Annotated in this window: 22 protein-coding genes and 1 tRNA gene; 14 read left to right on the forward strand and 9 right to left on the reverse strand. The window is 47.9% G+C overall.

All coding sequences use genetic code 11. The annotated features are described in order from the left end of the window. Positions 1-219 precede the first annotated feature (219 nt). The 3 genes from pdsR to ACK5NH_RS02875 all read left to right on the forward strand — a co-directional run bounded on the left by pdsR (position 220) and on the right by ACK5NH_RS02875 (position 4,429). A complete protein-coding gene (pdsR, locus tag ACK5NH_RS02865; protein WP_023268247.1) occupies positions 220-912 on the forward strand; it encodes a proteobacterial dedicated sortase system response regulator in 693 nt (230 codons plus the stop codon). Positions 913-944: 32 nt separating this feature from the next. Beyond that, on the forward strand, positions 945-3,104 hold the full coding sequence (pdsS, locus tag ACK5NH_RS02870) for a proteobacterial dedicated sortase system histidine kinase (protein WP_416917715.1): 2,160 nt from the start codon (positions 945-947) through the stop codon (positions 3,102-3,104). 125 nt (positions 3,105-3,229) lie between these two features. Beyond that, positions 3,230-4,429, forward strand: a complete 1,200-nt coding sequence (locus tag ACK5NH_RS02875) for a cystathionine beta-lyase (RefSeq protein ID WP_416917716.1) — start codon at positions 3,230-3,232, stop codon at positions 4,427-4,429. Positions 4,430-4,540: 111 nt separating this feature from the next. On the opposite strand, the gene ACK5NH_RS02880 is transcribed toward ACK5NH_RS02875, so the two are convergent. Then, positions 4,541-5,014, reverse strand: a complete 474-nt coding sequence (locus ACK5NH_RS02880; RefSeq protein ID WP_416917896.1) for a CreA family protein — start codon at positions 5,012-5,014, stop codon at positions 4,541-4,543. A gap of 46 nt (positions 5,015-5,060) precedes the next feature. After that, complete coding sequence (yegD, locus tag ACK5NH_RS02885) at positions 5,061-6,515, reverse strand: molecular chaperone (protein ID WP_416917717.1); 1,455 nt, start codon at positions 6,513-6,515, stop codon at positions 5,061-5,063. A 324-nt stretch (positions 6,516-6,839) separates the two neighbouring features. On the opposite strand from yegD, the gene ppk1 reads away from it, so the two are divergent. Further along, a complete protein-coding gene (gene ppk1, locus ACK5NH_RS02890; protein ID WP_416917718.1) occupies positions 6,840-9,002 on the forward strand; it encodes a polyphosphate kinase 1 in 2,163 nt (720 codons plus the stop codon). Between the two features lie 42 nt (positions 9,003-9,044). After that, a complete protein-coding gene (gene ppx / locus ACK5NH_RS02895; protein WP_416917719.1) occupies positions 9,045-10,601 on the forward strand; it encodes an exopolyphosphatase in 1,557 nt (518 codons plus the stop codon). A gap of 85 nt (positions 10,602-10,686) precedes the next feature. Here the strand turns inward: ppx and ACK5NH_RS02900 are convergent, their stop codons facing one another. Continuing rightward, the gene (locus ACK5NH_RS02900) at positions 10,687-11,556 is read right to left on the reverse strand and encodes an ion transporter (protein WP_220055315.1); all 870 of its coding nucleotides are present in this window, start codon (positions 11,554-11,556) and stop codon (positions 10,687-10,689) included. A gap of 157 nt (positions 11,557-11,713) precedes the next feature. Here ACK5NH_RS02900 and ACK5NH_RS02905 point away from each other — a divergent pair, with 157 nt between their 5' ends. From ACK5NH_RS02905 to ACK5NH_RS02915, 3 genes are all read left to right on the forward strand, one after another. Then, positions 11,714-12,229: a L,D-transpeptidase family protein gene (locus ACK5NH_RS02905; RefSeq protein ID WP_416917720.1), complete on the forward strand. Its 516-nt coding sequence runs from the start codon at positions 11,714-11,716 to the stop codon at positions 12,227-12,229. 83 nt (positions 12,230-12,312) lie between these two features. Then, complete coding sequence (locus ACK5NH_RS02910) at positions 12,313-12,921, forward strand: VOC family protein (protein WP_416917721.1); 609 nt, start codon at positions 12,313-12,315, stop codon at positions 12,919-12,921. 236 nt (positions 12,922-13,157) lie between these two features. Continuing rightward, positions 13,158-13,418, forward strand: coding sequence for a DUF5062 family protein (locus ACK5NH_RS02915; protein WP_011626406.1), 261 nt, complete (start codon positions 13,158-13,160; stop codon positions 13,416-13,418). Positions 13,419-13,488: 70 nt separating this feature from the next. Here ACK5NH_RS02915 and ACK5NH_RS02920 read toward each other — a convergent pair whose 3' ends face one another. Beyond that, the gene (locus tag ACK5NH_RS02920) at positions 13,489-14,400 is read right to left on the reverse strand and encodes a M23 family metallopeptidase (protein WP_416917722.1); all 912 of its coding nucleotides are present in this window, start codon (positions 14,398-14,400) and stop codon (positions 13,489-13,491) included. A gap of 67 nt (positions 14,401-14,467) precedes the next feature. Then, the gene (locus tag ACK5NH_RS02925) at positions 14,468-15,343 is read right to left on the reverse strand and encodes a 6-pyruvoyl trahydropterin synthase family protein (protein ID WP_416917723.1); all 876 of its coding nucleotides are present in this window, start codon (positions 15,341-15,343) and stop codon (positions 14,468-14,470) included. A 523-nt stretch (positions 15,344-15,866) separates the two neighbouring features. Between ACK5NH_RS02925 and ACK5NH_RS02930 the strand changes: the two genes are divergently transcribed. Then, entirely contained in the window at positions 15,867-16,868 is a 1,002-nt protein-coding gene (locus ACK5NH_RS02930) for a cytochrome-c peroxidase (RefSeq protein ID WP_416917724.1), read from the forward strand. Positions 16,869-17,006: 138 nt separating this feature from the next. Here ACK5NH_RS02930 and yejK read toward each other — a convergent pair whose 3' ends face one another. Further along, positions 17,007-18,035 (reverse strand): nucleoid-associated protein YejK, encoded by a 1,029-nt coding sequence (yejK, locus tag ACK5NH_RS02935; RefSeq protein ID WP_416917725.1) that lies wholly within the window; start codon positions 18,033-18,035, stop codon positions 17,007-17,009. A gap of 77 nt (positions 18,036-18,112) precedes the next feature. On the opposite strand from yejK, the gene ACK5NH_RS02940 reads away from it, so the two are divergent. Further along, on the forward strand, positions 18,113-18,331 hold the full coding sequence (locus ACK5NH_RS02940; protein ID WP_109285825.1) for a YejL family protein: 219 nt from the start codon (positions 18,113-18,115) through the stop codon (positions 18,329-18,331). A gap of 66 nt (positions 18,332-18,397) precedes the next feature. Beyond that, complete coding sequence (locus ACK5NH_RS02945) at positions 18,398-20,188, forward strand: DUF3413 domain-containing protein (protein ID WP_416917726.1); 1,791 nt, start codon at positions 18,398-18,400, stop codon at positions 20,186-20,188. A gap of 131 nt (positions 20,189-20,319) precedes the next feature. Here the strand turns inward: ACK5NH_RS02945 and ACK5NH_RS02950 are convergent, their stop codons facing one another. Continuing rightward, positions 20,320-21,420: an NADH:flavin oxidoreductase/NADH oxidase gene (locus tag ACK5NH_RS02950; protein ID WP_416917727.1), complete on the reverse strand. Its 1,101-nt coding sequence runs from the start codon at positions 21,418-21,420 to the stop codon at positions 20,320-20,322. A 101-nt stretch (positions 21,421-21,521) separates the two neighbouring features. On the opposite strand from ACK5NH_RS02950, the gene ACK5NH_RS02955 reads away from it, so the two are divergent. Together ACK5NH_RS02955 and ACK5NH_RS02960 are read left to right on the forward strand one after the other, a co-directional pair. Continuing rightward, the gene (locus ACK5NH_RS02955; RefSeq protein ID WP_416917728.1) at positions 21,522-22,388 is read left to right on the forward strand and encodes a LysR family transcriptional regulator; all 867 of its coding nucleotides are present in this window, start codon (positions 21,522-21,524) and stop codon (positions 22,386-22,388) included. A gap of 197 nt (positions 22,389-22,585) precedes the next feature. Beyond that, a complete protein-coding gene (locus tag ACK5NH_RS02960; RefSeq protein ID WP_416917729.1) occupies positions 22,586-23,536 on the forward strand; it encodes a diguanylate cyclase in 951 nt (316 codons plus the stop codon). Between the two features lie 310 nt (positions 23,537-23,846). Here the strand turns inward: ACK5NH_RS02960 and ACK5NH_RS02965 are convergent, their stop codons facing one another. After that, positions 23,847-24,350, reverse strand: a complete 504-nt coding sequence (locus ACK5NH_RS02965; RefSeq protein WP_416917730.1) for a hypothetical protein — start codon at positions 24,348-24,350, stop codon at positions 23,847-23,849. 229 nt (positions 24,351-24,579) lie between these two features. On the opposite strand from ACK5NH_RS02965, the gene ACK5NH_RS02970 reads away from it, so the two are divergent. Further along, complete coding sequence (locus ACK5NH_RS02970) at positions 24,580-25,719, forward strand: recombinase (RefSeq protein ID WP_416917731.1); 1,140 nt, start codon at positions 24,580-24,582, stop codon at positions 25,717-25,719. 157 nt (positions 25,720-25,876) lie between these two features. Here ACK5NH_RS02970 and ACK5NH_RS02975 read toward each other — a convergent pair. After that, positions 25,877-25,953 (reverse strand) — tRNA-Pro (locus ACK5NH_RS02975). Position 25,954: the final 1 nt, after the last annotated feature.

Here is a 25,954-nt window from a genome sequence, read left to right on the forward strand (position 1 = left end):
TTACCCACCTAAGTCATTAGCGCGGCGGGTAAAACGGAATGAGCTTATTAAACACAAGCGCCATGGCATAAGCGGGGATGGAAAATGGCAATGCGACTATCAATTGTGGCAACAAAATGGCAATTGCATTTGGGAGCTTTTCTCAGAAATAAATTCCTGTATAGTCACGAAAACTTATCCCCAGACACTTAGTCCCAGCAGTCAATAGGAAGATGGCTAATGAAACGTATCGCCATTGTGGAAGATGAAGCGGCCATTCGCGAAAATTACAAGGATGTGTTGCAGCAACACGGTTACAGTGTGCAAACCTATGCCGACAGGCCATCGGCCATGTTGGCGTTTAATACCCGTCTGCCGGATTTAGCTATTATCGATATCGGCCTTGGCAATGAAATTGACGGCGGTTTTATGCTGTGTCAGTCCCTGCGCGCCATGTCGAATACCTTACCGATTATCTTCTTAACCGCGCGAGATAGCGACTTTGATACTGTGTGTGGCCTTCGTTTAGGTGCAGATGATTACCTGAGTAAAGAAGTGAGTTTCCCCCACTTGACCGCACGCTTAGCGGCGCTGTTTCGCCGCTCGGAGCTGGCCACCAGCCAAACACCGCAGGAAAATTTACTGGAGCGTGGACCGCTTACTATCGACGCCAATCGTATGCTGGTTTCTTGGAACCAGATCCCAATTGAGTTAACCGTTACCGAATTTTGGATGGTGCACGCCCTAGCCAAGCACCCGGGGCATGTCCGTAGTCGCCATGAGCTGATGCAAGAGGCAAAGATTTTTGTCGATGACAGCACTATTACTTCCCATGTGAAGCGCATCCGTAAGAAGTTTATGGCCGCAGCGCCCGAATTTGATTGTATTGATACCGTTTATGGCATGGGCTATCGCTGGGACAGCCTAGCCTAAACCATGCCAAGTAGCAGATTAGCCAGCATTCTATGACACGTTTTCCCTTCGGTCTTCGCACTAAAGTTATTGGCCTCAGCCTGTTTTTACTCTGCCTACCTTGGCTGGGGTACCAATATGTGTGGGAGATGGAAAAATACCTGCGCCACGGTCAGGAACGCACCTTAGAGGGTACCACCCAAGCCTTAGCGACCGCCTTACACGAGCGGCCAAAACTCTTTGATGGTCAGGCGAGCTTTTTAAAGCAGGTTGAAAAGAGTCGCGATCTCTATGCTTACCCCTTAGCGGGCGCGATTCTACTTGATGGCAAACTCAATGAATGGCAGGAATATCAGCACAGATTTATCCAGTACGGCGAGGCGAATCTCATCATGCGCGCCGATCCCAGCACGCCGCTCACCTTGAGTTTTACCCATATGGTGGGTCAGTACGATGGTTATCTGTATGCCTTTTTTCAGGTGGTCGATCCCAGTGTGGTGTTTCGGGGCAAGAATGCCTTAAGCGTCGATAGAAACGATCACCTGTCGATTGCGACCCTTGCCCCCGACAATAAATTTAAACGCTATATCGTGGCCACGACCCAGCCCGGCTGGATCAGTGCCTTCGAGCTGCCCGCCAACCCTAAGCAAACCGTGCCAGTGACGCCCGAAGTCCGTATTCAAGGACAATGGGCCACTACGGATGTGGGCTACAATATCGAACTGCGTATCCCCTTAGACATGGTGGGCAGCAAACTGGGATTTGCAATTTCCGATGTCAACGACAGCAAGTACCGCGATGTGACAGCTGTTGTTGGCACCTCCGCCCTAGATACCGTCGACAAACTGGGCACCGTCTTAGTGCCATCACCAGAAATTGAGAATATTATCAAAGGGATGAGTCACTATAGCTCACGGATTTGGGTGGTCGATAAACACGGGCGCGTGCTCGCTAAGTCTGGTGATATCCGTGACAGCAACAGTGTGTGGGCACGCACCCTTGATGATGAAAGCAGTAACTCTATGTGGCAACGTTTTCAGCGCGACTACCTGCACCCGCTCTACTATAAAATCCTTACTAAACCACCTAAGGATTTTATCGATTCCCTGCAGGACTCGACAGAACTCGACGGCAGCCATATTCAAAAAGCGCTCGCAGGACAACAAAGCTCGACCTGGCGACTGACTCCGGACAATAAGGCCGTAGTCCTCGCTGCAGCCAGCCCCATTTGGATTGATAACAATGTGATGGGCGCCGTGGTGGCCGAAGAAACCACCCACGGTATTCGCACCCTGCGTAACCGTGCGCTAGAAAAACTGTTTAACGTGATCCTGACCATTATGAGCATGGGGACCTTAGCGCTGTTTTTCTTCGCCTCGAGCATTTCTAATCGTATCCGCAAACTGCGCGATGAAGCCGAAAATGCCATCGACAGCCAAGGTCGTGTGCGTAACCATTTAAAACCCTCCAAGGCGCGTGACGAGATTGGCGACTTATCCCGCAGTTTTGCCAGTATTGTCGGCCGTTTGGGACAATACACCCATTATTTAGAGAATATGTCGTCGCGCTTATCCCATGAGCTGCGCACGCCAGTGGCTGTGGTACGTTCATCCTTGGAACACTTAAATCTGCAAACCTTAGATAAAGACACGCAAAAGTACGTCGATCGCGCCCAAGAAGGAGTGAGTCGGTTAAGCATGATTTTGAACAATATGAGTGAGGCCACGCGCCTCGAGCAGAGTCTAACTCAGGCCGATGTAGCTAAATTTCCACTGTCCCAAGTGGTGAGCGGCTGTATGCAAGGCTATCAAATGACCTACCCAGAACAGCAATTTAGCGTCAAAGTGCCCGAGCAACCTCTGATGATGCAGGGCGTGCCCGAATACATTGCCCAATTGATGGACAAGCTTATCGCCAACGCCATCGAGTTTTGCCATCAAGGCAGTGCGATTGAGGTCACCCTCACCCAAGTTGGCAAACAAGCCACTTTGCTTATCAGTAACTTAGGGCCACAATTGCCTGTCGATATGTCGGAGCAGATCTTCGATTCCATGGTTTCGGTGCGGATCAATCAAGCCCAAGACAAACCTCACCTCGGGTTAGGTTTATACATTGCGCGGCTTGTGACCGAGTTCCACCAGGGGAAAATTTTGGCCCGCAACCGCAGTGAAAACGATGGGGTCGATATTCTGGTCACCTTGCCACTGAGCTAATACAAAGCTTTGCAACTTGAGGCAAACTCATCTGTTTGCCTCCTGCCATTTTCACGGACAGATGCTAAGATGACGGCCATCACAATGGAAAACAACATAAAAACTGACTCGCCAAGGTAAGCCCTATGACAGATAAACATCAGCTAGCCACCCAAATCGTCAGCGTCGGTCGAGATAAAAAATGGACCAAGGGCGTGATTAACCCGCCCGTATTTCGCGCATCGACTATCGTCTTCGACACAATGGAAGACATGCGTCACGCCGCCAAAAACAAGACCAATGGCGAAATGTTTTATGGCCGCCGCGGCACCCCAACCCATTTTGCGTTTCAGGCGGCGATCAGTGAGCTCGAAGGTGGCGCAGGTACGGCGCTGTATCCCTCGGGTGCGGCAGCGATTAGCGCAGCTTTGCTATCGTTTTTACAGGCGGGCGATCACCTGCTGATGGTCGATAGTGTTTACGAGCCAACGCGCGATCTTTGCAGCCATATTCTGGCGGGCTTTAATATTGAGACCACTTATTACGATCCTCTGATTGGTGCTGGCATACGCGAGCTTATCCGCCCCAATACTAAGGTGCTGTTTTTAGAGTCTCCCGGCTCCATCACCATGGAAGTGCAGGACGTCCCGACCCTATGTCGTATCGCCCATGAACATGGATTAGTGACCATTCTCGACAACACTTGGGCCTCGCCAATCAATAGCAAGCCCTTCGAGATGGGTGTCGATGTGTCGATTCAAGCCGCGACTAAATATATCGTCGGTCACTCTGATGTGATGATAGGCACCGCGACCGCCAACGAAAAGCACTGGCCGCAACTGCGTGAACGCAGTTATTTATTGGGGCAAACTACCTCCCCCGACGATGTGTATCTCGCCACGCGCGGATTACGCACCCTAGGCGTGCGCATGGCGCAGCATGAGAAAAATGCCCTTAAAGTAGCTAACTGGTTGAAAACTCGCCCCGAGGTTGACCATTTACGTCACCCCGCCTTTGATACCTGCCCTGGGCATGAGTTCTTTAAACGCGACTTTAGTGCCGCCAATGGTCTGTTCTCCTTTGTGTTAAAACAAGGGGATCAGGAGGCGGTCACCGCTCTCGTTGAAAATATGCAGCATTTTAAAATGGGGTTTTCTTGGGGCGGTTATGAGAGTCTGATCCTAGGGATTTTCGGGATTGAAAAAATTCGCAGCGCTACTCAGTGGGATGCAAGCAAACCGTTGATCCGTTTACATATTGGCCTTGAAGATGCCGATGATTTAATTGCCGATCTCAGTGCGGGCTTCGATCGCTTTAATGCCGTACTCACCGCCAAGGCCAAATAAAGCGTAAGCCATTTATGTAAAACAACCAAGGCGGGAACTCACCCGCCTTCATTTTGTCCCACCTTCTATTTGTTCTACATTCGTCGCTAGTGAACCTTCAATTCACCTTTGCTATTTGGGCTGCGCCGCACTTATTGCTGGGTCAATCCACGCCTGTGAACCGTACAAAGGCACGGTCGATAAGGCATGTTTATGGCTGCCATTGGTCTCTTTGGTTGAATAGGACAAATACAATAGCGTTTGATTAGGCGCATCGTAAATCCGGCGTACTTTTAAGGTCTTAAATAAGATGCTTAAGGATTCGCTAAATACCACTTCGCCGTGTTTGCTCTTATCGATGTTAGCGATATCGGCGGCTGAAATCGGCCCCGTTTGACGACAACTTATGCCCATATCCGAAGGATCGGCAAAATCGAGGTTCGCTTCGATACGGCTAATATGGCAGGTCACCCCAGGGATTTTAGGATCCTGCTTGGCATCAATAATCACATCCTTAGTGGTAAATAACCCAAGGCTCACTTTACCGACATCATCGCCACAGCCAGTGAGTACCGCCCCCGCCAGCGTCACGGCAAGCAAAGACATTACAGCCTTATTGACTCTTTTCATCTGTTTATCCTTATTCATCATCCTATTGAGCAAAACACTTTTGTGCCCAGCGCGTTAACCCCGCAGTCACCGAGCCAAAGTGGTCCCCTACGACCACTGGGGTATCGGGATAAAGGCTAGTGATTTTAGCGTAAATCGCCGGGCTACGCGCGGTGCCGCCCGTCACATAAATCACATCGGGTTTACATTCTAGGCTATCGGCATCCACGGACAGCTCCTCTGGCGCTAAGCCATTGCCCGCAAGACTCTTTGCCGCCTGAGTCAGCGCTTGGTGCATCAGCGCCTCAACCTTGGAGAGCGAAGGCTCAATCGCCATTTCAAACCCCGTGCAGCTCACTTCTGCCTGAAGTGATGCTTCAATAAAGTCCAGCGCACTCTCCGTCGTTTGTGCCTCAGACAGGGCAATTTTGGCGCGCTCGGCTAAACGTACAATTTGATAGCTTAACTGTTGTTGCTGCACTTTGAGCAATCTTTTTAACAGCTGCGGCTGCTCGGCCTCTTTAATGAGTTCATCAATCAGCTTGCGAGTGCTTAAGGTGGCAAACTCACGCTGCGCGCTAATATCGTTGACGGCGACCGCATTCCAAAAAGGATTGCTCGGCATAGGCTTACCATTACTCATCAGCGAGCCTAAGCCAAAGTGCGGCATAAAGGCATTCATCGCCAGCGCGATATCCAAATCGTTCCCGCCAATCCGCTGGCCGCTGTGGCCAAGGCAATCGGCACTGCGATCGAAACTCGCCTGGTGCTTAGGCCCCATTTTGACCACGGAGCAGTCGGTCGTACCGCCACCCACGTCGACCACCAGCACAGTTTGGTCGGCACTGAGACTCGCCTCATAATCCATCCCAGCTGCCAGTGGTTCGAATAGGAATGCCACATCGACAAACCCCGCCCGTTTCGCGGCTAAGGTTAAAATGGCCTCGGCTTGACGGTTGCTCTCTTCACCACCAATGCCTTGAAAGTTCACTGGGCGGCCAATCACCGCATGGGTAATGCTAGTCTGTCCCTCAGATGCGACGCCCTTTTCGGCAAGTACGGCTTCGGCGCGCACTTTAATGTGCTGCATCATTAAGGTGACTATGTCTTCAAACAGGGCGACTTGCTCAGGCCTAAGACCGGTCGCCCCTAAAAAGGATTTTGGCGAACGGACATAAAAACCTTCTTCCGGCATTTCAAGATAAGCGGCCACGGCCTGCTCACCCACAAACACCGCTTGGGTTTCGGCATCGAGATCTAATTCATGGCGCACCATACGGGCGCGGCTCAATTGCGCGGCACGCTTCTTGGCATAATCCGCTTTCAATGCCTGTGGCAAGCCACGGTAAACGGCCTCGGCAATAAGCTCTCTATCCATTGCATACACAGTGGAAGGTAAATAAGCTGAATCGCTCGATAAGGGTAACAGTGAAACTTCATCTCCCTGCATGATCCCAACGGCACAGTTGGCACTGCCATAATCAAATCCGACAAACATCCGCTTACCCCTACAGTCAAACCACAATCAAAAAGCCGAGCAAGGTAACACAGTTTGCCCCAATCCCAAAGGAAGCCCCGCACAGTTCCCCTGCTTTACCTTGTCAATTTGCGGCTAAATGCAAGTTCATTTTAAAGTCACATTTCTGTCACACTTGTCATCAATCTGACATATTCAGCTCGTATCTTTGAGCGCATATCACTTTCGCCTGAAGGGGAAATGATCAGTAAATCCCTTCATTTTTCAGTAGCAAATCTGATTGCACTCCGATGGATGAATGCTATTGTATATTGCGCCATGACGCTTGCTTAAAGGAGCTGTGCAGTGTCCCCGAATACCGATAAACTGTCGATCGATAAAGAAATCTCTTGGTTGTCATTCAACGAGCGGGTGCTGCAGGAGGCCTGTGATCCCAATGTGCCTATCGTGGAGCGGGTGCGCTTTTTAGGCATATTCTCCAATAACATGGATGAGTTCTTCCGGGTGCGGGTGGCCGCGGTCAGACGCTCAATTCTACTCTCCGCGTTGCAGGAAGGTCGCAGCAATAGCCGCCATCTAATGGCCAAAATTCAGACCAAAGTGATGGCATTGCAGGAACGTTTCGACAGCATTTACGTCGAGCTGATGCGTGAGCTAGTCCGCCGCAATATTTTGTTAATCAACGAAAAACAATTAAGCGAGTTCCACAGTAACTGGCTTAAAAAACATTTTCGCGATCACTTTAAACGCCATATCGCGCCGCTTATCGTCAACAACAATCGCGACCTAGTGAAGCATATCAACGACGACGCCACCTATCTGTGTGTGTGTTTATTCACTAAATCCCGCAGACAATATGCCCTAGTGGAAGTGCCCACCAAAAATGTGCCGCGTTTCATTGAGTTACCCGCCGAAAAATCGAAGGCGAAAAAATACTTGATCCTGCTGGATAACATTATTCGCCACTGTGTGGACGACCTTTTTGGTCCCTTCTTCGAATACGATGCGATTGAAGTCTATTCGATGAAGCTGACCCGCGACGCCGAGTTCGATATTACCGACGAACTTGAACAAACCCAGCTCGAAAAAATGACCAAGGGTTTGAAAAAACGCCTGACCGCCGAACCCGTGCGTTTGGTGTATGACAAAGAAATGCCCGAGCACATGCTCGAAATGCTAAAAGAAAATTTAAACATCAGCTCGACTGAGTGTTTGATCCCCGGTGGGCGTTACCACAGCTTTAAGGACTTTATCGGCTTCCCTAACCCCAGCCGTGATTACCTCGAAAATGAGAAATTGCCCGCGCTCAATAGTTCGGGCTTTGGCCGCAGCGCCAACAGTTTCGATGCGATCAAGATGGGCGATATTATGGTCAACTACCCGTACCATAAATTCTCCCACTTTACCGAAATGGTGCGTCAGGCCGCCTACGATCCTGCGGTGCGTTTTATTCGCATCAACCTTTACCGTGTTGCGAAAAAATCTCATGTGATGCAATCGCTTATCGATGCGGTGAAAAATGGTAAACAAGTCACCGCCGTGATTGAGTTGCGGGCACGCTTTGACGAGCAATCCAATATTGAATGGACACGGGTGCTCGCCGAGGCGGGTGTGAAAGTCCACCATGGGATCACCAGCTTAAAAGTACACTCCAAGTTGTGTTTGATTGGCCGCGAAGAGCAAGGCGAGATAAAACTCTATTGCCACGTGGGTTCTGGCAACTTTAACGAAGGCACGGCGCGGGTCTATACCGACTTATCGCTGTTTACCGCCAATCAGGAAATCGCCCGCGAAGTGGAGCAAGTGTTCGACCTTATTGAACATCCTTACCGCCGTGATAACTTCCAGCATTTGATTGTGTCGCCCTATGATGCGAGACAAAAACTGACCCATTTGATTGATAAGGAAATCGTCAACGCCCAGAGCCATATTAAGGCAGCGATTACCTTAAAATTGAATAACTTGCTGGATGAGTCCTTAGTCCAAAAACTTTACGAGGCCTCGGCTGCGGGGGTCAAAATCAAACTGTTGATCCGCGGTATGTGCTCGCTGATTCCACAAATTCCGGGGATCAGCGACAACATCGAGATCTACAGTATTGTCGACAGATTTTTAGAACATTCGCGAGTGATGCTGTTCCACGCCGGTGGTGAAAATAAATTATTTATCAGCTCCGCCGATTGGATGAGTCGCAACATAGATAACCGCGTCGAAGTGAGTGTGCCTATTTATGATCCGCGTCTAAAACAAATGGTGATGGATATTTTATCGTTACAGTTCAATGACAACACTAAGGCGCGCATCATCAATAAGGAACAGAGTAATCCTTATCGTAACCGCGGTAATAAACGTAAAGTGCGTTCTCAAATTGCCATTTATCAATATCTGATTAATTATGAGAAGCGATTGCAGCAAGAATTTAGCGCCCAGCGCGAAGCCGCAAAGCTTGAAGCGGAGCACGCGGCGGAACTTGCCCACAATCTCGAATTACAGGCCAAAGCCAGCTAACGCTGGCTTTATCATCGTCTTGATTGCCTAAGGATAATCCGATTGGTTGCCACACATTCACAACCGCGACACTTTGTCGCTATCGACATGGGTTCAAACAGTTTTCATCTGGTTATCGCCCGTGAGCAAGACGGCAGCTTGCAAATATTGCACAAGGAAAAACAACAAGTTCAGTTAGCGACAGGCCTCAATGCGCAAAACATCCTCAGCATGGATGCTATCGAGCGCGGCCTCAATTGCCTGCGGGACTTTAATCAGCGTTTTTCCAACCTCGACCAAGCCCAAGTGCGTTTAGTCGCCACCCACACCCTAAGGGTGGCCAAAAACCGTGAGCAGTTTATTGAAGCGGCGCTCAGCATTATGCCCTATCCGGTGGAGGTGATTTCTGGCCACGAGGAAGCGCGCCTTATCTATAACGGCATTGCCCAAAGCCAAGTGCTTGGCAAAAGGAATATCGTTATCGACATTGGTGGCGGCTCGACCGAAGTGGTACTCGGGCAAAAAAATACCCCCACCCATTTATCGAGCCTGCGTTGTGGCTGTGTGAGTTTTAACGAACGCTTTTTTATCGATGGGCAAATCACGCCGGCCTCATTTCGCGGAGCGCAAAGCGCCGCCGATAAACAATTTGCCTCGCTCTCAAAAGAATATTTCAGTGGCGATTGGGACTTAGTGCTTGGCAGCTCAGGCACAGTCAAAGCCATTTGCGAAGCGATTCAGGAAGACCATGGCGATGAAATCGTCACCCTCGCCCGTCTCAAACAATTAAAGCTGAAACTGATTAAGTGCGGACACATCAGCCAAGTGCACTTTGCTAATGTCGATGATAAACGCACGCCACTCGTGCCCGCAGGCCTTGCAATTTTAATCAGCTTTTTTAGACGCTTACCCATTGAGCAATTGGAATTTAGTCCTGGCGCCCTGCGCGAAGGCGTACTCTATGAATTAGCGAAAATCGGCCAATATCAAGATATTCGTCACCGCACGGTCGACAGTATTGCCCAGCTTTACCATGTGGATATGCCCCATGCGGCCAAAGTGCGGGACACCGCCATGGCGCTGTTTGAGCAAGTCGCCGATGAATGGGGATTAAGGCCCTATGCACGTTTGCTGTCCTACGCCGCCACCTTGCATGAGATTGGACTGCACATCAACTCAAAGGCATTGCATAAACACGGCGCTTATATCATCAGTAACAGTGACTTACCGGGTTTTAGCGAGGCGCTGCAACAGGATTTAGCCAGACTGATTGCCAACCATCGTAAGAAACCCAATGAATTGCTACTCGCCGAATTAGAGCCAAGCCACAAGCTCACCCTTATTCGTCTCGCCTGTCTGCTACGCTTGGCGGTGTTAGTGCATTTAGGCCGTATCGCCAAAGCCCTAGTGCTTGAGAAAATCCAAGTGGTTCCTGATGGACTCATGCTAGTGCTGCCCAGCCATAAACGTAAAATAAGCTTGTTTATGAAGGATTTGCAGCGTGAACAGAAACAGATGGCGGCTTTAGGAATGCAGCTGCGTTTAGTCTCTAGCCTTGGGCTGGATCAGGATAAAAATCTCAAGGTAAAAGACGACACGCTGAACGCCGTCGCGAGCTAATCTCTTCGTCCTTTCTTATCCCTTTTAACCCTTCATCCCTTAGTGCCGTTAACGTACTAAGGGATGAAGAAACCTACATTTGATGCTACTTATCCCCTTTCCCTTGGGGCGCTTCGAGCTTATCCAGCTCACAACCACAACGATTACAGTAGGTAGCATCGAGATCGTGGCCCATCTTATGGCATTGGTTGCAGGAACGCAGATCCCTGTGACGGCCCACTTCTTGGGATATTTCCGCGGTTAAAATCCCCGTTGGGATCGCAATAATCGAATAACCCAGCAACATAGTAAAAGCCGCAATCGCTTGGCCTAATTCGGTTTTTGGCGTGATATCGCCGTAACCCACAGTCGTGATTGTCACAATGGTCCAGTAGACGGATTTGGGGATAGAGCTAAAACCATTCTCAGGGCCTTCGACCACATACATCACGGCACTTAACACCATGATGATCAAACTCACCGAGAAGAAAAACAAAAACACCTTGCGGCTCGACTGCAACATGGCCTTGAGCAGTAGATTACCTTCGCTTAAATAGCGCAGTAATTTCAGTACCCGAAAGATCCTAAAGAGGCGCAGCACCCTGATCACTAAGGTGAAATTCGCCCCTGGAATAAACAGCGCCAGATAACTCGGCAATACCGACAATAAATCCACTAAACCGTAAAAGCTGCGGGCATACAACACAGGATGGGTTGCACAATACAGCCTTAAGCCGTATTCGATGGTAAAAATCAGCGTAAACACCCACTCTAAAACGCGAATGATGTGCCCATAATCTTGATGAACCGCTTCGACTGTATCGAGGAACACCAACGCAACACTGAGCACAATACAGACCATTAAGCCGATATCGAAGTAGCGTCCTGCGGGCGTATCAGTGCCAAAAATAATAGTGCGTAGCTGATGTTTTAATGGGCTTTCGGTGTCTGGTTTTTCAGGCGACAGATCTGACATAGGGGAAAACTTCCTTGCGATAAAAAGCGTTATCTTTTCCAAATCCCCAAAGTCTGCCATGCAATTGCCACTAGCTCAAAATTATCTACTCACATAGACATAAAATTGCGGTATGATGCGCGAAAAACCTATATCTGCGTCATTTTTAGAGGAAGACATGCGCGTACCCCTACTCACTAAAACAATTACTGTGGCCATGACTCTCGCCGCACTGATTTCACCCCAAGTGCTCGCCTCATCGGGTATAGGTAAAGTCGATTTAGTGGTGATCACTAAGTCTGAGTCCAATATGGCGCTGTTAAGGGACGGCAAAATCCTCAAGCAATACCGTATTGCCATGGGTGACTTGCCGACGGGTCACAAGTTGACTGAAGGCGACCAACGTACGCCGCAGGGCCGTTATATTCTGGACTATAAAAAATCCGATAGCGCCTATTACAAGTCGATCCACATTTCTTATCCCAATGAAGAAGATAAGTTAAGAGCCAAGGCGCTGGGGATCCGCCCGGGTGGCATGATCATGATCCACGGCCAGAACCCACGTTCACCTCTGCCCCCTGAGCAGGCACAGCAATACAACTGGACAGATGGTTGTATCGCCATTACCAACGCCGAGATGGATGAAGTGTGGAAAGCCGTCGATGAAGGCACGCCCATCGAGATTTGGCCCTAAGCGCTAAGCTTGATTAGCCTATGCGACTCAACGCCCAGTCAAATGGGCGTTTTTATTTGTATTACCCGCTTTAAGGATGTTTTATGTCAACAATCACAACAGAGGCTGAAGTATTCAGCTACGCCACATTAGAACAGACATGGCCAGAGTTTGAGGCGAAGATCCTCACGTTCCTTGGCAGATTAGGCTTAGCGGATAAGGCGCTGCATTGCGATCATGTCGCCCTGAGAGTGAGCAGCATCGCAGCTGCCGATGCACTCAAACAGGCCTTTAGCGCACGCGGGCGGATCATCTCGGATAATCAAATTAATGGCCGTACTATCCTGATCATCGAACTGGATAAGCCCTTAAGCTTGGGGCATTTTAGCATCGACTGTGTCGAACTCCCCTATCCTGGCGATACCCTTTATCCCCAAGAAGGTTGGGAACATATCGAACTGGTTCTGCCATCCAATGCCCATGACTGCGATGACCTAAGCCGAGAACTAGCCCAGTTGAGCCCATCACTTGTGCCATTACTCCAAGGGCAAGCGGCATCCTTAACCGAAGCGCCGATAAAAGTGAAATTCAGCTCGCCCAAGGGTGACAAGGAACGCTTAGCCAACCCCACCATCGCCTTTAAACAAGCGGATGTCTGTATCAAAATTCACCCGCACAGCATAAAAGCGGTTATCGCCAGTGAACAGGACTAAAGGAAACATCAATCCATTTGCGCTCCTTCTCGAGAAGAGTGTGAGCCCCATACCAATTACTGACAATCGCTTGCACAAAACAGGCAGTTTGAGAAAAAGTCAGCAACAATAAAGGTGGAAATAGTCTAGTGTGTGACTATTAACGCTTTGATTCGCCATTAGGTTTTATCGAGTTTTGTGTTATCGACCACGAGAATGCCAGCAGACTTCCCGTGATATCTATAAGGACGCAGCGCATGAAACCCCACAAGCATGAAGCACAGCTACTCAAACTCGCCTTGGAGATTGGTATCGGCTACGCCAAAAAACGCGGTTTTGATGACTTTGACAAAGGTGTGTCGCCCAAGGATAAAGTGGAATGTATTTATCGGCTTTTAGTGACCGATAATTTGATCCAACCCTTAGCCAAAGACAAAGAAGATGGCCCGAATATGAAGCACAAGCTGGTACTGTGGATCATCCGCCATCTGCCGACTGATCACCCGTTATTGCAATAAGCGCTCAAGCATAAAACAGGGCGCCTATTTAAAGGCGCCCTGTTGGTAGAAACCAGATGTTGACCTAGATTTACTTCGCGACTTTTTGGGCTTTTTCCGCGGCCACCGCAGTGGCCATAGGGGGCACGATAGTCGTAGGGTCGAGGCGCATTTGAAACCAATTCAATCGCCAATCTAAATGCGGGCCATTCGCTCGGCCTGTCGCGCCGACTTCCGCCACGGCTTGCCCTTGCTTAACGGTTTCGCCAACATTGACATAGAGTTTGCTTAAGTGCAAAAAGCTTGAACTCACGCCATAACCATGGTCGATGATCATAGTACCGCCCGAATAAAACATATCGGGAACCGACAGACTAATCACACCATCGGCAGGCGCGACTACCACAGTACCGGTTTTCGCAGCGACATCCACACCAAAATGTGGGTTGCCAGGCACATCGTTATAAATACGCTGACTGCCATAGACGCCCGAGATCCTGCCGGTTAATGGCCAAATAAACGACTGTAGAAATGCCGTTTGCTCGCTAAAAGTGCCACGGGCCGCTTTCACCTGCGCCGTATCTTTGGCCGCTCGCTCCTGCGCCACGGGATCGGGCTTCATGATTTTATTGCTGATGCCCTTAACGCTCTGAATATTGTATTCGCGCTTAGTGACACTGAGCGGTTTGACTTCGGTTAAGCCATCGGGATACACCAAACGTAGTTCTTGACTCAGCTGCGCATCCCTATCAAAACCAAAGGCAAAATGGCCGTCTGGCGTCACTTTTAATGCCTCGCCATTCAGGCTTATCTGCGTCCCAGCTGGCGCTTTACCACGAATTAATGCGCCTTGCTCAAATTGTCCTTCAAAGCTTACTTGTGCCTGAATCGATACGCTAAATAGGGTTATGAGTGAAAAAAGCCCCACCTTAAATTTGCGCGATGGTGTGTTCGGCAAGGTTTTTAACAACTCAGGTAGGACATTAGGTAAAGCGTTTAGCATATTTTCCAAAATCCTTATTCAAACGATAACGCCCTCAAAATTAGGGCGTTATAAAAAATCGACGGGGTTAATTGCCTTTGCTTACGATGGCGCCTTTACCCACGCCTTCGAAGGCTATCACAGTAAATTGGCTTGAAGGCACTTTTGCCACTAAGGTGGTCGCCATATAGTCGGCCAGCAATTCGACCGTGGTATCGTGCGGGATCAAATCACAGCATTCCTTGGGCATGGCCAGTTGGAAATCCCCCTGCGGCGCTTGATAGTGAAAGCCATAATGGCTGTCATCACTGATCCGCGTTTGTGGCGATAGGTTTAAGGTCTTCACTGACACTAAATCTTCCTCGCTACCGAGGTAGATATCGTGCCAACGCTTGGCCCAATATTCATCCCATTTCGGTGCCGGAATGCCATTTTCAAACACTTGTACCGGGCTGCGATGACCATGGGCAATCCGCTGGCAATTGCCATCGTGTTTACGTAAACCATGGCTGTAATGATAGTAAGGCGAATTGAGGATCTCATGTCTTAAGGTGAGGCTAATACCTTCAACATTATCGGGCAGAGTTTCCCGCAGTGCTTTTTGTAAAAAGGCGTTAACGCTTGGAATATCAATCTGTTCCGATGGAACGAGTGCAAAGGCTTGGGAAGGACAAGCTAAGTGGATCTCACCGAGCGCGCTATCGAAATCCATCCATACCCGATCGCCTTGCTGCTGCCAACGCACGCCACTGTAGGCGGTCGGCACCAATAAACGATGATCGGCCACCGCATCAATTGTCTGCTTAATGGTTCGTTTCACTTTAGCGAAATCGAGCACCATATTTTGCTCGTCTAGGCCGCCTTCTAGTACCACATCAACAATCCAGCTTTCCCCCACCATGCCACGCTTTGGGCAAAGGTAGGAAAAATCGATCACGGTTAAATCTTTTACAAACAGTTGCATTGACTCTCCTCGGCAGAAAAACAGTCCGCCTTAATAGGGATTGCGCCACTTAGCGATGGCCTAGCACGCTTACTTGGACATACACCAAGCTTACCCAAATATTGAATAAGGATTCTAATCAATTCTGCCTCACCCCGCGACAAATGAATCCGCTCTTAAACGCTTTTTATCTTGATGACGCGATAAACGGACATGAGTTAACCAATTAGGTGCCTCTGGGAACAGTAGTTTGAAATGAATACACAATAAAAGGACATCAACCAAAAGATTGATGGAGAATATCACTGAGCGAGGTAAAGGTCTCACTGGCTGATTGATGGCAACGATTAGCATACAAAGGACTAAACGAAACATTGTCCAGCCTATCTAAATAATCAAACAAATACAGCGAACTAGCTCACAAAAACCTAATCCACAACTGCGATAGACCCAATCGAAACAAGGCGTTATCCCTAAGGTGATTAAGCCGTTACTATCGCCCTATAAACCATACATAAAGCAAGGTTAATAAGGGAGAGACCAGATGATAAAACTCACCGCTATCACGATTAGTATCATGGCTATGTTAGGTGGAAACTACGCCGTTGCCGCCGAACCGATAGAAGTCATTACCCCAGTTAAAATCACTGAGCCAGAAAAAGTCGAGCTGGGTAAGATGCTCTTTTTCGAACCAAGACTGTCGAAATCAGGCTTTATCTCTTGTAACTCTTGCCACAATCTTTCCACCGGTGGCGTGGATGCACTACCCACATCGATTGGCCACCATTGGCAAGAGGGTCCAATTAACTCCCCAACCGTGCTGAACGCCGACTTTATGCTGGCGCAATTTTGGGATGGCCGCGCCAGCGATTTAAAAGAACAAGCTGCAGGCCCGATTGCCAACCCGAAGGAAATGGGCTTTACCCATGAACTTGCCACCGAGACCATTGCCTCAATGCCCGCATACCGTGCTCGTTTCGCCAAGGTCTATGGTGATGAGAAAGTCGATATTGACCGTTTAACCGATGCCATTGCCGCCTTCGAAAAAACCTTAGTCACGCCTAATGGCCCTTTCGATCAATATCTATTGGGTAAACAGGATACTATTAGCAGCGAAGCCAAAGCCGGTTATCAACTGTTTAAGGACAAAGGCTGCGTCAGCTGCCATAATGGCCCAGCGGTCGGTGGCACTATGTTTATGAAGATGGGCTTAATCAAACCGTTCCACACCAATAATCCTGCCGAAGGGCGTAAAGGCGTGACGGGCAAAGAAGCCGATAAATATGTGTTTAAAGTACCGACACTGCGTAATATCGAGCTGACCTATCCCTACTTCCACGACGGCAGCGTATGGACGCTTGAAGAAGCGGTAAATACCATGGCGGATATCCAATTAGGACAAAAACTCACTGATAAGGAAACCCAAGAGATGGTGGCTTTCCTGAATTCGCTAACGGGTGAACAGCCACAAATTACGCTGCCTATCCTACCGCCATCAAATAAAGAGACGCCGCGCCCAGTACCTTTTGCGACAGCTACCAAGTAGGTCGAGCTAAACGGCACTTCAGAGAAGTCGCTTTCGCGCAAAAGATAAAGGCCGAGGATTAATCCTCGGTCTTTTTGTTTAATGCTAGATGCTTAAAAAGCGGACGCTTAAAGCTTAAGCGATAATATCCTTAGCGGCTTATTCGCCCTTAAGACGTCTATCTAACTGATCTTTCAAGTTAGCGGGCACACCTTTAATCAAGAGAGTGTCAGAAATTGGATCGTAAATCACCCGTTGACCTAAATGTCCGCCATCGAAGCTAATGGTGACACCACCACCTGTGCCAGAAAACTTCTTCAATTGTCTTAAGGTCGATTTGTCGGCAGGGAATTCTTCATCCAGCTCATAGCTACCACCACGGGCAAAGTCATAGAAAGACTCCATACCTTGGTCGGCGAGTTCGTCGGCTAAATCTTTGATCTCAATGTCAGCGCCTTCATCGAAACGCTCTGAGCAATACTCAAATACTTTATTACGGCATTGCTGACGCTCTTCTTTGGTCAGATCGCTGCTGGCAACAAAGTCCTCCACCACATTCATTAGAGTCTTATTTTGCGCCTTGGTATTCACACCTTCGACACAGCCCATAAAGTCGAGGAAAAAGTCCGCCACCTTACGGCCAGCACGTCCACGGATAAAGGAGATGTACTTGCGGGAATCTTTATCGGCCTGCCATTCGGTGAGGTCGATACGTGCCGCCAATTGAATATTGTTTAAATCCAAGTGGTTGTTCTGCGACAGCTCCATATCATCGAGCACTGTCATCGACGATTTTGCACTCAGCAGCGCCACAAACAAAAAGTCACTCGCCATACTGGTATAGCAGGACATCAGCAGGAATCCGCCTTGGCTAAAATCATATTTAGCCAACTCTTCCTGCAACAACTTACTGGCTTGGCCAGTAAATTCTACGAAACCTAAATCCCCAGCACGGTATTCCTGCAATGCGTTCGAAAATGCCGGATTGGCTTCACCGTCATCACCATGGATACCAAAATAGCCAAATCCTTTGCCGGATTTGCTGGTATAGGTCTGATGCAATTCTTCCAGCATCATCTCGACAGCCTGACTGTTCAGCAGAGGTTGAGGACGTAAACGGCAGCGTAATTGCCCCTGACTGTCCTGGGAAATCTCGTGAATAATTGCTTGTTCGATGTTAATACTCATAAGCCCTGATAGTGATGCTGGAATAAATCCGCTATTATATGCCGCTAATCCATTCCAAAGTGAAACATTTTTTGATTATGGCAATCCAATCGAAATACTCAAACACACAAGTTGAATCATTAATCGCCGAAATTTTAGCGGTACTCGAAAAGCACAAAGCCCCCACTGACTTAAGCCTGATGGCGCTAGGCAACTGTGTCACTCACCTGCTCGAGCGCAAAGTGCCAAGCGAATCTCGCCAAGCGGTGGCAGAACAATTTGCGAAAGCACTCGCACAATCGGTGAAATCCAATTAAGTTAGTCGAGTAACAATCGTTAAAACAACATAAGATACAACGTCTTTTAGGAATAAGCGGATCACTATGGTCGAGCGAAAAAAGCAAATGAGCCGCGATCGCGTATCACGACTCATCAACTGGGGACATTGGTTCGCCTTCTTTAATGGCCTATTGGCCATGATTGTCGGCACACGCTATTTGAGCAGTGTGGGTTATCCCGAAACTTGGTTTGGCTGGGGCTACCTCGCCGTCAGCACCATTGGCCAGTTCAGTTTTCTTGCTTTTATCGCCTACTTGATCTGCCTATTCCCGCTGACCTTAATTTTGCCTTACTCCAAGATCTTAAGGGGCTTAGCGGCGGTTATCGCCACCTTAAGCCTATGTATCTTATTGTATGACACCATAGTGTATGCCGATTATGGTATGCACTTAAGCCCCTTTGCCTTTGATTTGGCCTGGGCCGATTTAAGTGCCCTGCTCCACGGCACCTCCTATATTGTCACGCCCATTGCCATTTTGGTGATAGAGCTAACGGCGGCCAACTTCCTATGGAAACGGATTGAGAAAATCCAAAAGCTGAATCTTGGCAATAAAGTCATCACCTTTATTGGGGTGTGTTTTGTTAGCAGCCATTTGATCCACATTTGGGCAGATGCGGCCGATATCACCGAAATTACCCGTTTCGATGATACTTACCCGCTATCATACCCTGCGACGGCTCGCTCTTTTATGGAAAGCCATGGCATTGACGGGACTTCGCAATCGGATGATGAAGCCAATCATGCGACTAGCACACTCAGCTACCCCACACAGCCACTACAGTGCCAAGCAGACAGCAAGCCTAATGTGTTAATACTGACCATCGACAGCTTACGTGCCGACATGGTGGACGCCAAGACAATGCCGTTCTTGCATCAGTATACCGAGCAGAATCAGAGCTTTACTCAGCACTACAGCGGCGGCAATCAATTTAGAACAGGCATGTTTTCCCTGCTCTATGGCTTGCAAGGTAGCTATGGCGATGCGCGTATCTTCAATAGCACTAGCCCAGTGATGACCCAAAGCTTTAAGCAGGCGGGTTATCAACTTGGTTTGTTTATCCCCGAAACTAATCTGAATTTGCGTTCAGCGCAGGCCATGTTTAATGACTTTCCCCCTGTCATCGCCAGAGAAACCAATGGCAGTGCCGATGCAGATTTACGCAGCGTTGGCCACTTTAAGCAATGGCAAAGTGAGCAACAGAGCCCATGGTTTGCCCTCGTCAACCTGAAGGCACCCGAGAATTTTGATACCCCTGTGGGCTTCCTCGGCATCGAAACCGTCAAGGCCGATGCGAATTTGAAACCGGCACAAAAGGTGTTATTTAACCAATATCGCCAATCGTTGAATTTTATTGATAAACAAATCCAAACGATAGTGAGTGAGTTGCCCAGCGATACCTTAGTGGTGATCACCGGCGTTAACGGCAAGATATTTACCAGCAACAGCGATGAAGCCCAACGCAATTTGTCACCCGAGAGTGTTAGAGTGCCTATGGTCATTCATTGGCCGAATGTCGGCGGCAGTAAGGTTAAATACCGCACCAGCCACTATGGTGTAGTGCCTACCTTGATGACCCATATCTTAGGTTGCACCAATAACACCACGGACTACAGCGCGGGCCGTAGCCTGTTGCAACCGAGCCAAGAGACCTGGATTTACATCGGTGACAGTCGCATTTTTGCCATTTACCAACAGTCGGAAATCACCGTCATCGACCGCCATGGTAAATATCGCATTTACGATGAAAACTTTGAACATAGGCTGCACAAGAAGATGAGTGCACCGGAGCTTATCCAAGTGATGCGAGAAGGCCGTCGCCTCTATAATCACTAATCAAGAGGATCTCTTGTTCAAGGCTCCTAAAGTCCGCCCGTAAAAGTTCTCTTTTAAAAGCGTGATAAACAAAAGCCCCACTTCATCGTGGGGCTTTTTGTTGGCGCTAAACTCGCATCAACCGTTAAGGATTATTCGGCTTTAACGGTGGAGTAACGCTCTAACCAATGGGCGTAAGACGAAGGCAACACCCAAGATGGACGCGAGACTTTTAAGGTTTGCGCCGCTTGATAAGGCCAGTTCGGGTTAGCCAGAAATGCTTTACCTATCATCACTAAATCCATTTGCTGATCCTGAATGGCTTGCTCTGCGTGGTGTGGATTATCCATGCCCCAAGACGTTGCCACGGGGAAACCCACTTCCCGGCGAACTCGCTCGGCAATTGGCGCCAAAAAGGCTGGACGCCAAGGAATATTGGCCGTTGGGGTGGAGAAACAGATACTGACGTTAAGCATATCGAGGCCAGCAAGTTTAAATTGCTTCACCAACGCAATCGATTCACTCAGTGTTTGTTCGTCTTTATCATCAAATTCAATCACACCAAAGCGCGCCGTTAACGGTAAATGCTCGGGCCAAACCGCCCTCACCGCCTCAATCGTTTCGAGCAGGAATCGACCTCGCCCTTGCGCATCACCACCATATTCATCGGTACGTTGGTTTGCATAGGTAGAGAAGAAGCTTTGTGCCAAATAACCGTGGGCAAAATGCAGCTCCAACCATTCAAATCCCGCCTCCAGCGCCCGCTTAGCCGCCGACACAAAATCTGCTTTCACGCGCTGAATATCTTCAATCGTCATGGCTGTCGGCACTTTGCCAAGGTTCCCTCCAAATGCGACAGCAGAAGGTGAAATCGTTTGCCATCCTTCATCACCGTCAATATGGTCGTCCCCTTCCCAAGGAATGTTGGCACTGGCTTTGCGCCCAGCATGGGCAATTTGGATCCCTGCCACTGCGCCAGCGCCTTTAATTGCCGAGGCAATTTTTGCCAAGCCTGCCGCTTGTTCATCGTTCCACAAGCCTAAGCAGCGTGGGGTGATCCGCCCCTCGGGCGAGACGGCAGTCGCTTCGACCACCACGAGGCCTGCGCCGCCACGGGCAAGACTCGTGTAATGCACTTGATGCCAATCATTGCTGAGCCCGTCTAGAGCCTGATATTGGCACATAGGCGCTACCGCAATGCGGTTTTTAAGGGTGATATCTTTTAATCTGAATGGGGAAAATAGTTGGGTCATCTGATAGTCCTAACCGAGAGTTAACTAAGATGAGGACAGACTAAAGCGAACCTGCCATAATTAAAAGCATTGTTATATTATAGGTTCCATAAGATTTCATTATGATTAATCCACAATGGCTCAATACCTTTGCTGTGTTAGTAGAAAAAGGCAACTTTACCCGTACAGCGGAAGCCATAGGTATCACTCAAGCTGCCGTCAGCCAGCATATCAGTCGCTTAGAGGAACAATACGGTACCTTATTTTTGCGCCGTAGCCGTCAACTCGAAATCACTCCTATTGGTGAACATTTGCTGAGCTATGTCAAAGATATAGACTGCGCCGAAAAACGTTTACAGCAAAAACTCATCCAAGATGATGCGCATATTGGCGAAATCAGCCTTATCACCCCAGGCAGTATTGGCTTAACGCTCTACCCATTGCTCTTGCAGCTACAAACAGAGTTTCCGCAGCTTAAAATTCATCATCGTTTTGCACCCGATAATGAAATACTTTCCGCCATCCTGACCAATCAACATGAGCTGGGGATGGTAACCTTTAAGCCGTCGGATCCCAGAATTTGCAGTAGCCATTTTACCGAAGAACCGCTCGAGTTGGTTGTGCCTGCGGGGCATAAAATCGCTCATTGGCAAGATTTACAGCGCCTCGGATTTATCTCTCATCCCGATGGCGAAGCCATGGCAACACGTTTATTGAGCCGCAAATATCCTGGTAGTCCCGGTATCCAAGAGATCCCCTGCAAAGGTTTTATTAATCAGATCAGCTTAATCCTCGAACCCGTCGCCAAGGGGCTTGGCTTTACCGTGCTCCCTCGCTATGCCCGCAAAGCTTTTGAGCGGCAAGATGAAATCTATGTTGTTGAGTGTGGCAGTCAAGTCGTGGACACCATTTGGCTTATCCACAGAGCCGAGTGGCCTTTATCCCGTCGGGCACAAAAAGCCATCGCTTACTTAAAAAATAAGATTTAAGACTCATCCAACAGGCAGGAATGGCACTACAACAATTTCAGACACGGCAGAGATAGTGACTAGGGGAAAATCTAACTTATTTATTGACAACATAATCAATTGAATACCGGACAGATTTATATTATTAGGTTATATTAATATCTATAAATAGTACTCTATGTTGTTAGTACTCCTTTTAATAGTACGGCTGCAACTCTATGACAAAAATTGCCCCACAACACGCCGGAATGGACCTCGATACAAACTACAGTCAAGCCATTGATACTATCCTCAATAGCTTAGATGCACTGGTCTATGTCTCTGATTTAAAAACCTATGATTTGCTCTATTTAAATGACTATGGCGTATCCGTTTGGGGTGATGCAAAAGGTAAAAAGTGCTATCAAGTGCTGCAATCGGCCCAAAACTCCCCTTGCCAATTTTGTACTAACTCTAAACTACTGGATGCAGAGGGAAATCCTACGGGCGTCTATGTGTGGGAGTTTCAAAATACCCAAAATGGCCGTTGGTACCAATGCCGAGATCAGGCCATTCGTTGGACAGATGGGCGATTGGTGAGAATAGAGATCGCCACCGATATTACCGAACGAAAGCAAATGGAACAGGCGCTGATGGAGGCAAAATCCAAGGCCGAGCGCCTTGCTGATACTGACGAACTCACCAAGCTCTATAATCGCCGCGCTTTTTTCAATTTAGGCCGCCAAATAGCTCAGCAAACTGCGCAACCACTAGCGTTTATTATGTTTGATATTGACCATTTTAAGCGGATTAACGACCATTGGGGTCACAGCGTGGGAGATGCAGCGCTTATTCATATCGCAAGATTGACGCAAACCAAGCTGAGATCGACTGATATTCTCGCCCGCTTAGGTGGCGAAGAGTTTGGCCTGATTTTACCCAATACCCACCATGAACAAGCAGTACAAGTTGCGGAGTCGATTCGCCATGGATTTGATACGCAGCCACTGCACCTAGATGAGCACAGCATCCACTGCACCGCTAGCTTTGGTATATCATCCATCATCTTGCCCGAAATCAATCACCCCGATAACGCGCAAACCCTATTGGAAAGCTTATTCAATAATGCAGATCAGGCCATGATGCAAGCCAAACGCGCAGGCAGAAATCAAGTCTGTCATGCGGCATAGCCACTGTAGATAAATTTCAACCATTTAAGAAATAGTTTAGCGGCTATTATCATGCTCAATATATAGAAACATAGCGGGTATATTTAACACTTACAAGAATACCTAAAAGTTATATTTTTCTCTAAATTATTACCATTTACTAAAATTAACAAAACTCTGTAAAAATCCAACAAAAAATTAAAACAGCTAAACAATTAACAACTTGCTAACAACCCCCCCTGAGCGATGTACAGCTACTTATCGACAGAAAATAGTAACTTAATCACTATATCAACAATTAAAACATGACAAAGCCTACTTTATACAAAATTTAAATAAAGCAATCAGGTTGAATGTCTACATATTTATTAAGAATTGCTGAATCAATTTTTACAACAACTTCTTGACCGTTTTCAAGAAGAATTTTCATACGAATTTCAGCTCCTGCTCTATAAAATTTTGTAGTATCTAAAGCAACATGCTTCGTAAAGTCAATTGGGTAAGTAATGACTCCCCCAACAGGCAACACACTCCAATTAGAAATTTTCACATAATCACTTAACGGACTCATACCTATAAGCTTATTATCATTTACACTTCTGAGATACATCCTTGCTCTAGCTAAATCAAAAAGAGCTGGGTCAGCTATATGTGGATCAACAAATAATTTTTGGCCAGATGTATTTGTAAGAGTAAGAGTAACTTGTCCATCTACTGTACATAAAGGAGTCAAATCTAAGCCGATATACTGTTCATCTTTAGAGAAAGTGGTTGCATTTACCGCCACTGTAAAACTGCATATAAAAATTGATAACAGAACCACTAAGTACTTCATAGGCATACCCTTAATAAATATTCGTAGTTATATGGATTTTGGACTAAAAGCTCTAAGATATACAACTCATTTCCTGTACCGATTAGCCTCTTAAAATCAGCAATATCCTTATAAAACTCTTGCCGAATTGCACTTAGAGTGCATTTAATCAGTGTGAAAATCATCCCTCAAGGTATTTAGCATGGTTCGCCCAAAAAAGTCGCATAATAAAAACCTGCCTCAGCACCTTATGTTTGATAGATCTAAGGGCACTTACCGCTTTACGTTAGTAAATGGTGTTCGCAAAACACTCGGTAAAGATAAGGTGCAGGCGATTCAAATTGCGGTTGAGTACAACCGCATAATGCGACCGACTGTTGGGTTAAGTGTGGATCAGTTGATTGAGGCCTCGTGTGAGTCGCCTCTGGCTAATGGCCAGTCATTTGCCAGCCATGAGGACCGACTTTTAGAGCTGATCTTTAAAGAAGAAATGCCAAGTAAACAACTGGCCAGTACCATGCGCAACGATGCCGAACGGGTTAAAGCCTATTTTGCGGAGGTTCGCAGCCAAGATATTAGCCTTGAGCATATCAACGGCTATTTAAACCAATATCATCCTGATGCCAGTCCCAATGTGCATAACCGTAAGCTGGGGTTCTTAGAGAAACTGATTAACTACGCGATCGACCAGTCCATCATGTTAGATAATCCGGCCTCTCGAAAGATGAAAAAGCGTAAAACCAAAGGCAAAGAACGCCAACGCCTAAGCTTTGAAGTGTATCAACAAATCCATGCCGCGGCGCCACTATGGTTACAAACAGCGATGGATCTTGCTTTGCAATCGACCCAAGCACGCCTTGAAGTGTCGCGAATTAAATACAGCATTAAAAAACCTAAGGACGGCCAATGTGGTTGCCTATGGTTTGATGAACCTGTCGATGGCATTTATGGCACCCTATTTATTCACCGCCAAAAGGTAGAAGAAAAAGAAGCCAGCCATGTGGCCATACCGATTGGTGAAGTATTAAAGGCCATTATTGATAAGAGCCGCAACGGGCTACTTTGCCCTTATGTGGTTCATCGCCGACCAGACAAACTCAATAAGCAAAGTGTGGCCACAGACCACCGCTATCAGCTTGATCCTAATTACCTTAGCAGAGCCTTTTCGGCATTAAGGGATGAGTTAGGTCTGTGCGACCATTTAGAAATGAGCCAGCGCCCAACCTTCCACGAGATCCGAGCGCTATCTGCCAGATTGTTTTCTGATATGGGTGTTGACCCTCAAGGTCGGATGGCTCACACCGATGCCAAGTCCACCAAAATCTATGTGCGGGATCATCTGCAATGGACCGAAGTACCTCACGCTGAGATTAAAATTAGCCATAAATAAAACTAAGGCAACCAGCATACTTGGCCACTGTTATTTTGAAATCCGTTTCACCCCCATTTACCCCCCGTTTCACCACCTCTAAGCAGTAAAATGCCAAATTACAGACACAAAAAAGCCCGCAACTGATTAAGATTGCAGGCTTTATTGTTTATGAATTTGGTCGGTATGAGAGGATTCGAACCTCCGACCCCTGACACCCCATGACAGTGCGCTACCGGGCTGCGCTACATACCGA

The organism is Shewanella sp. (assembly GCF_047975355.1).
Taxonomy (GTDB): domain Bacteria; phylum Pseudomonadota; class Gammaproteobacteria; order Enterobacterales; family Shewanellaceae; genus Shewanella.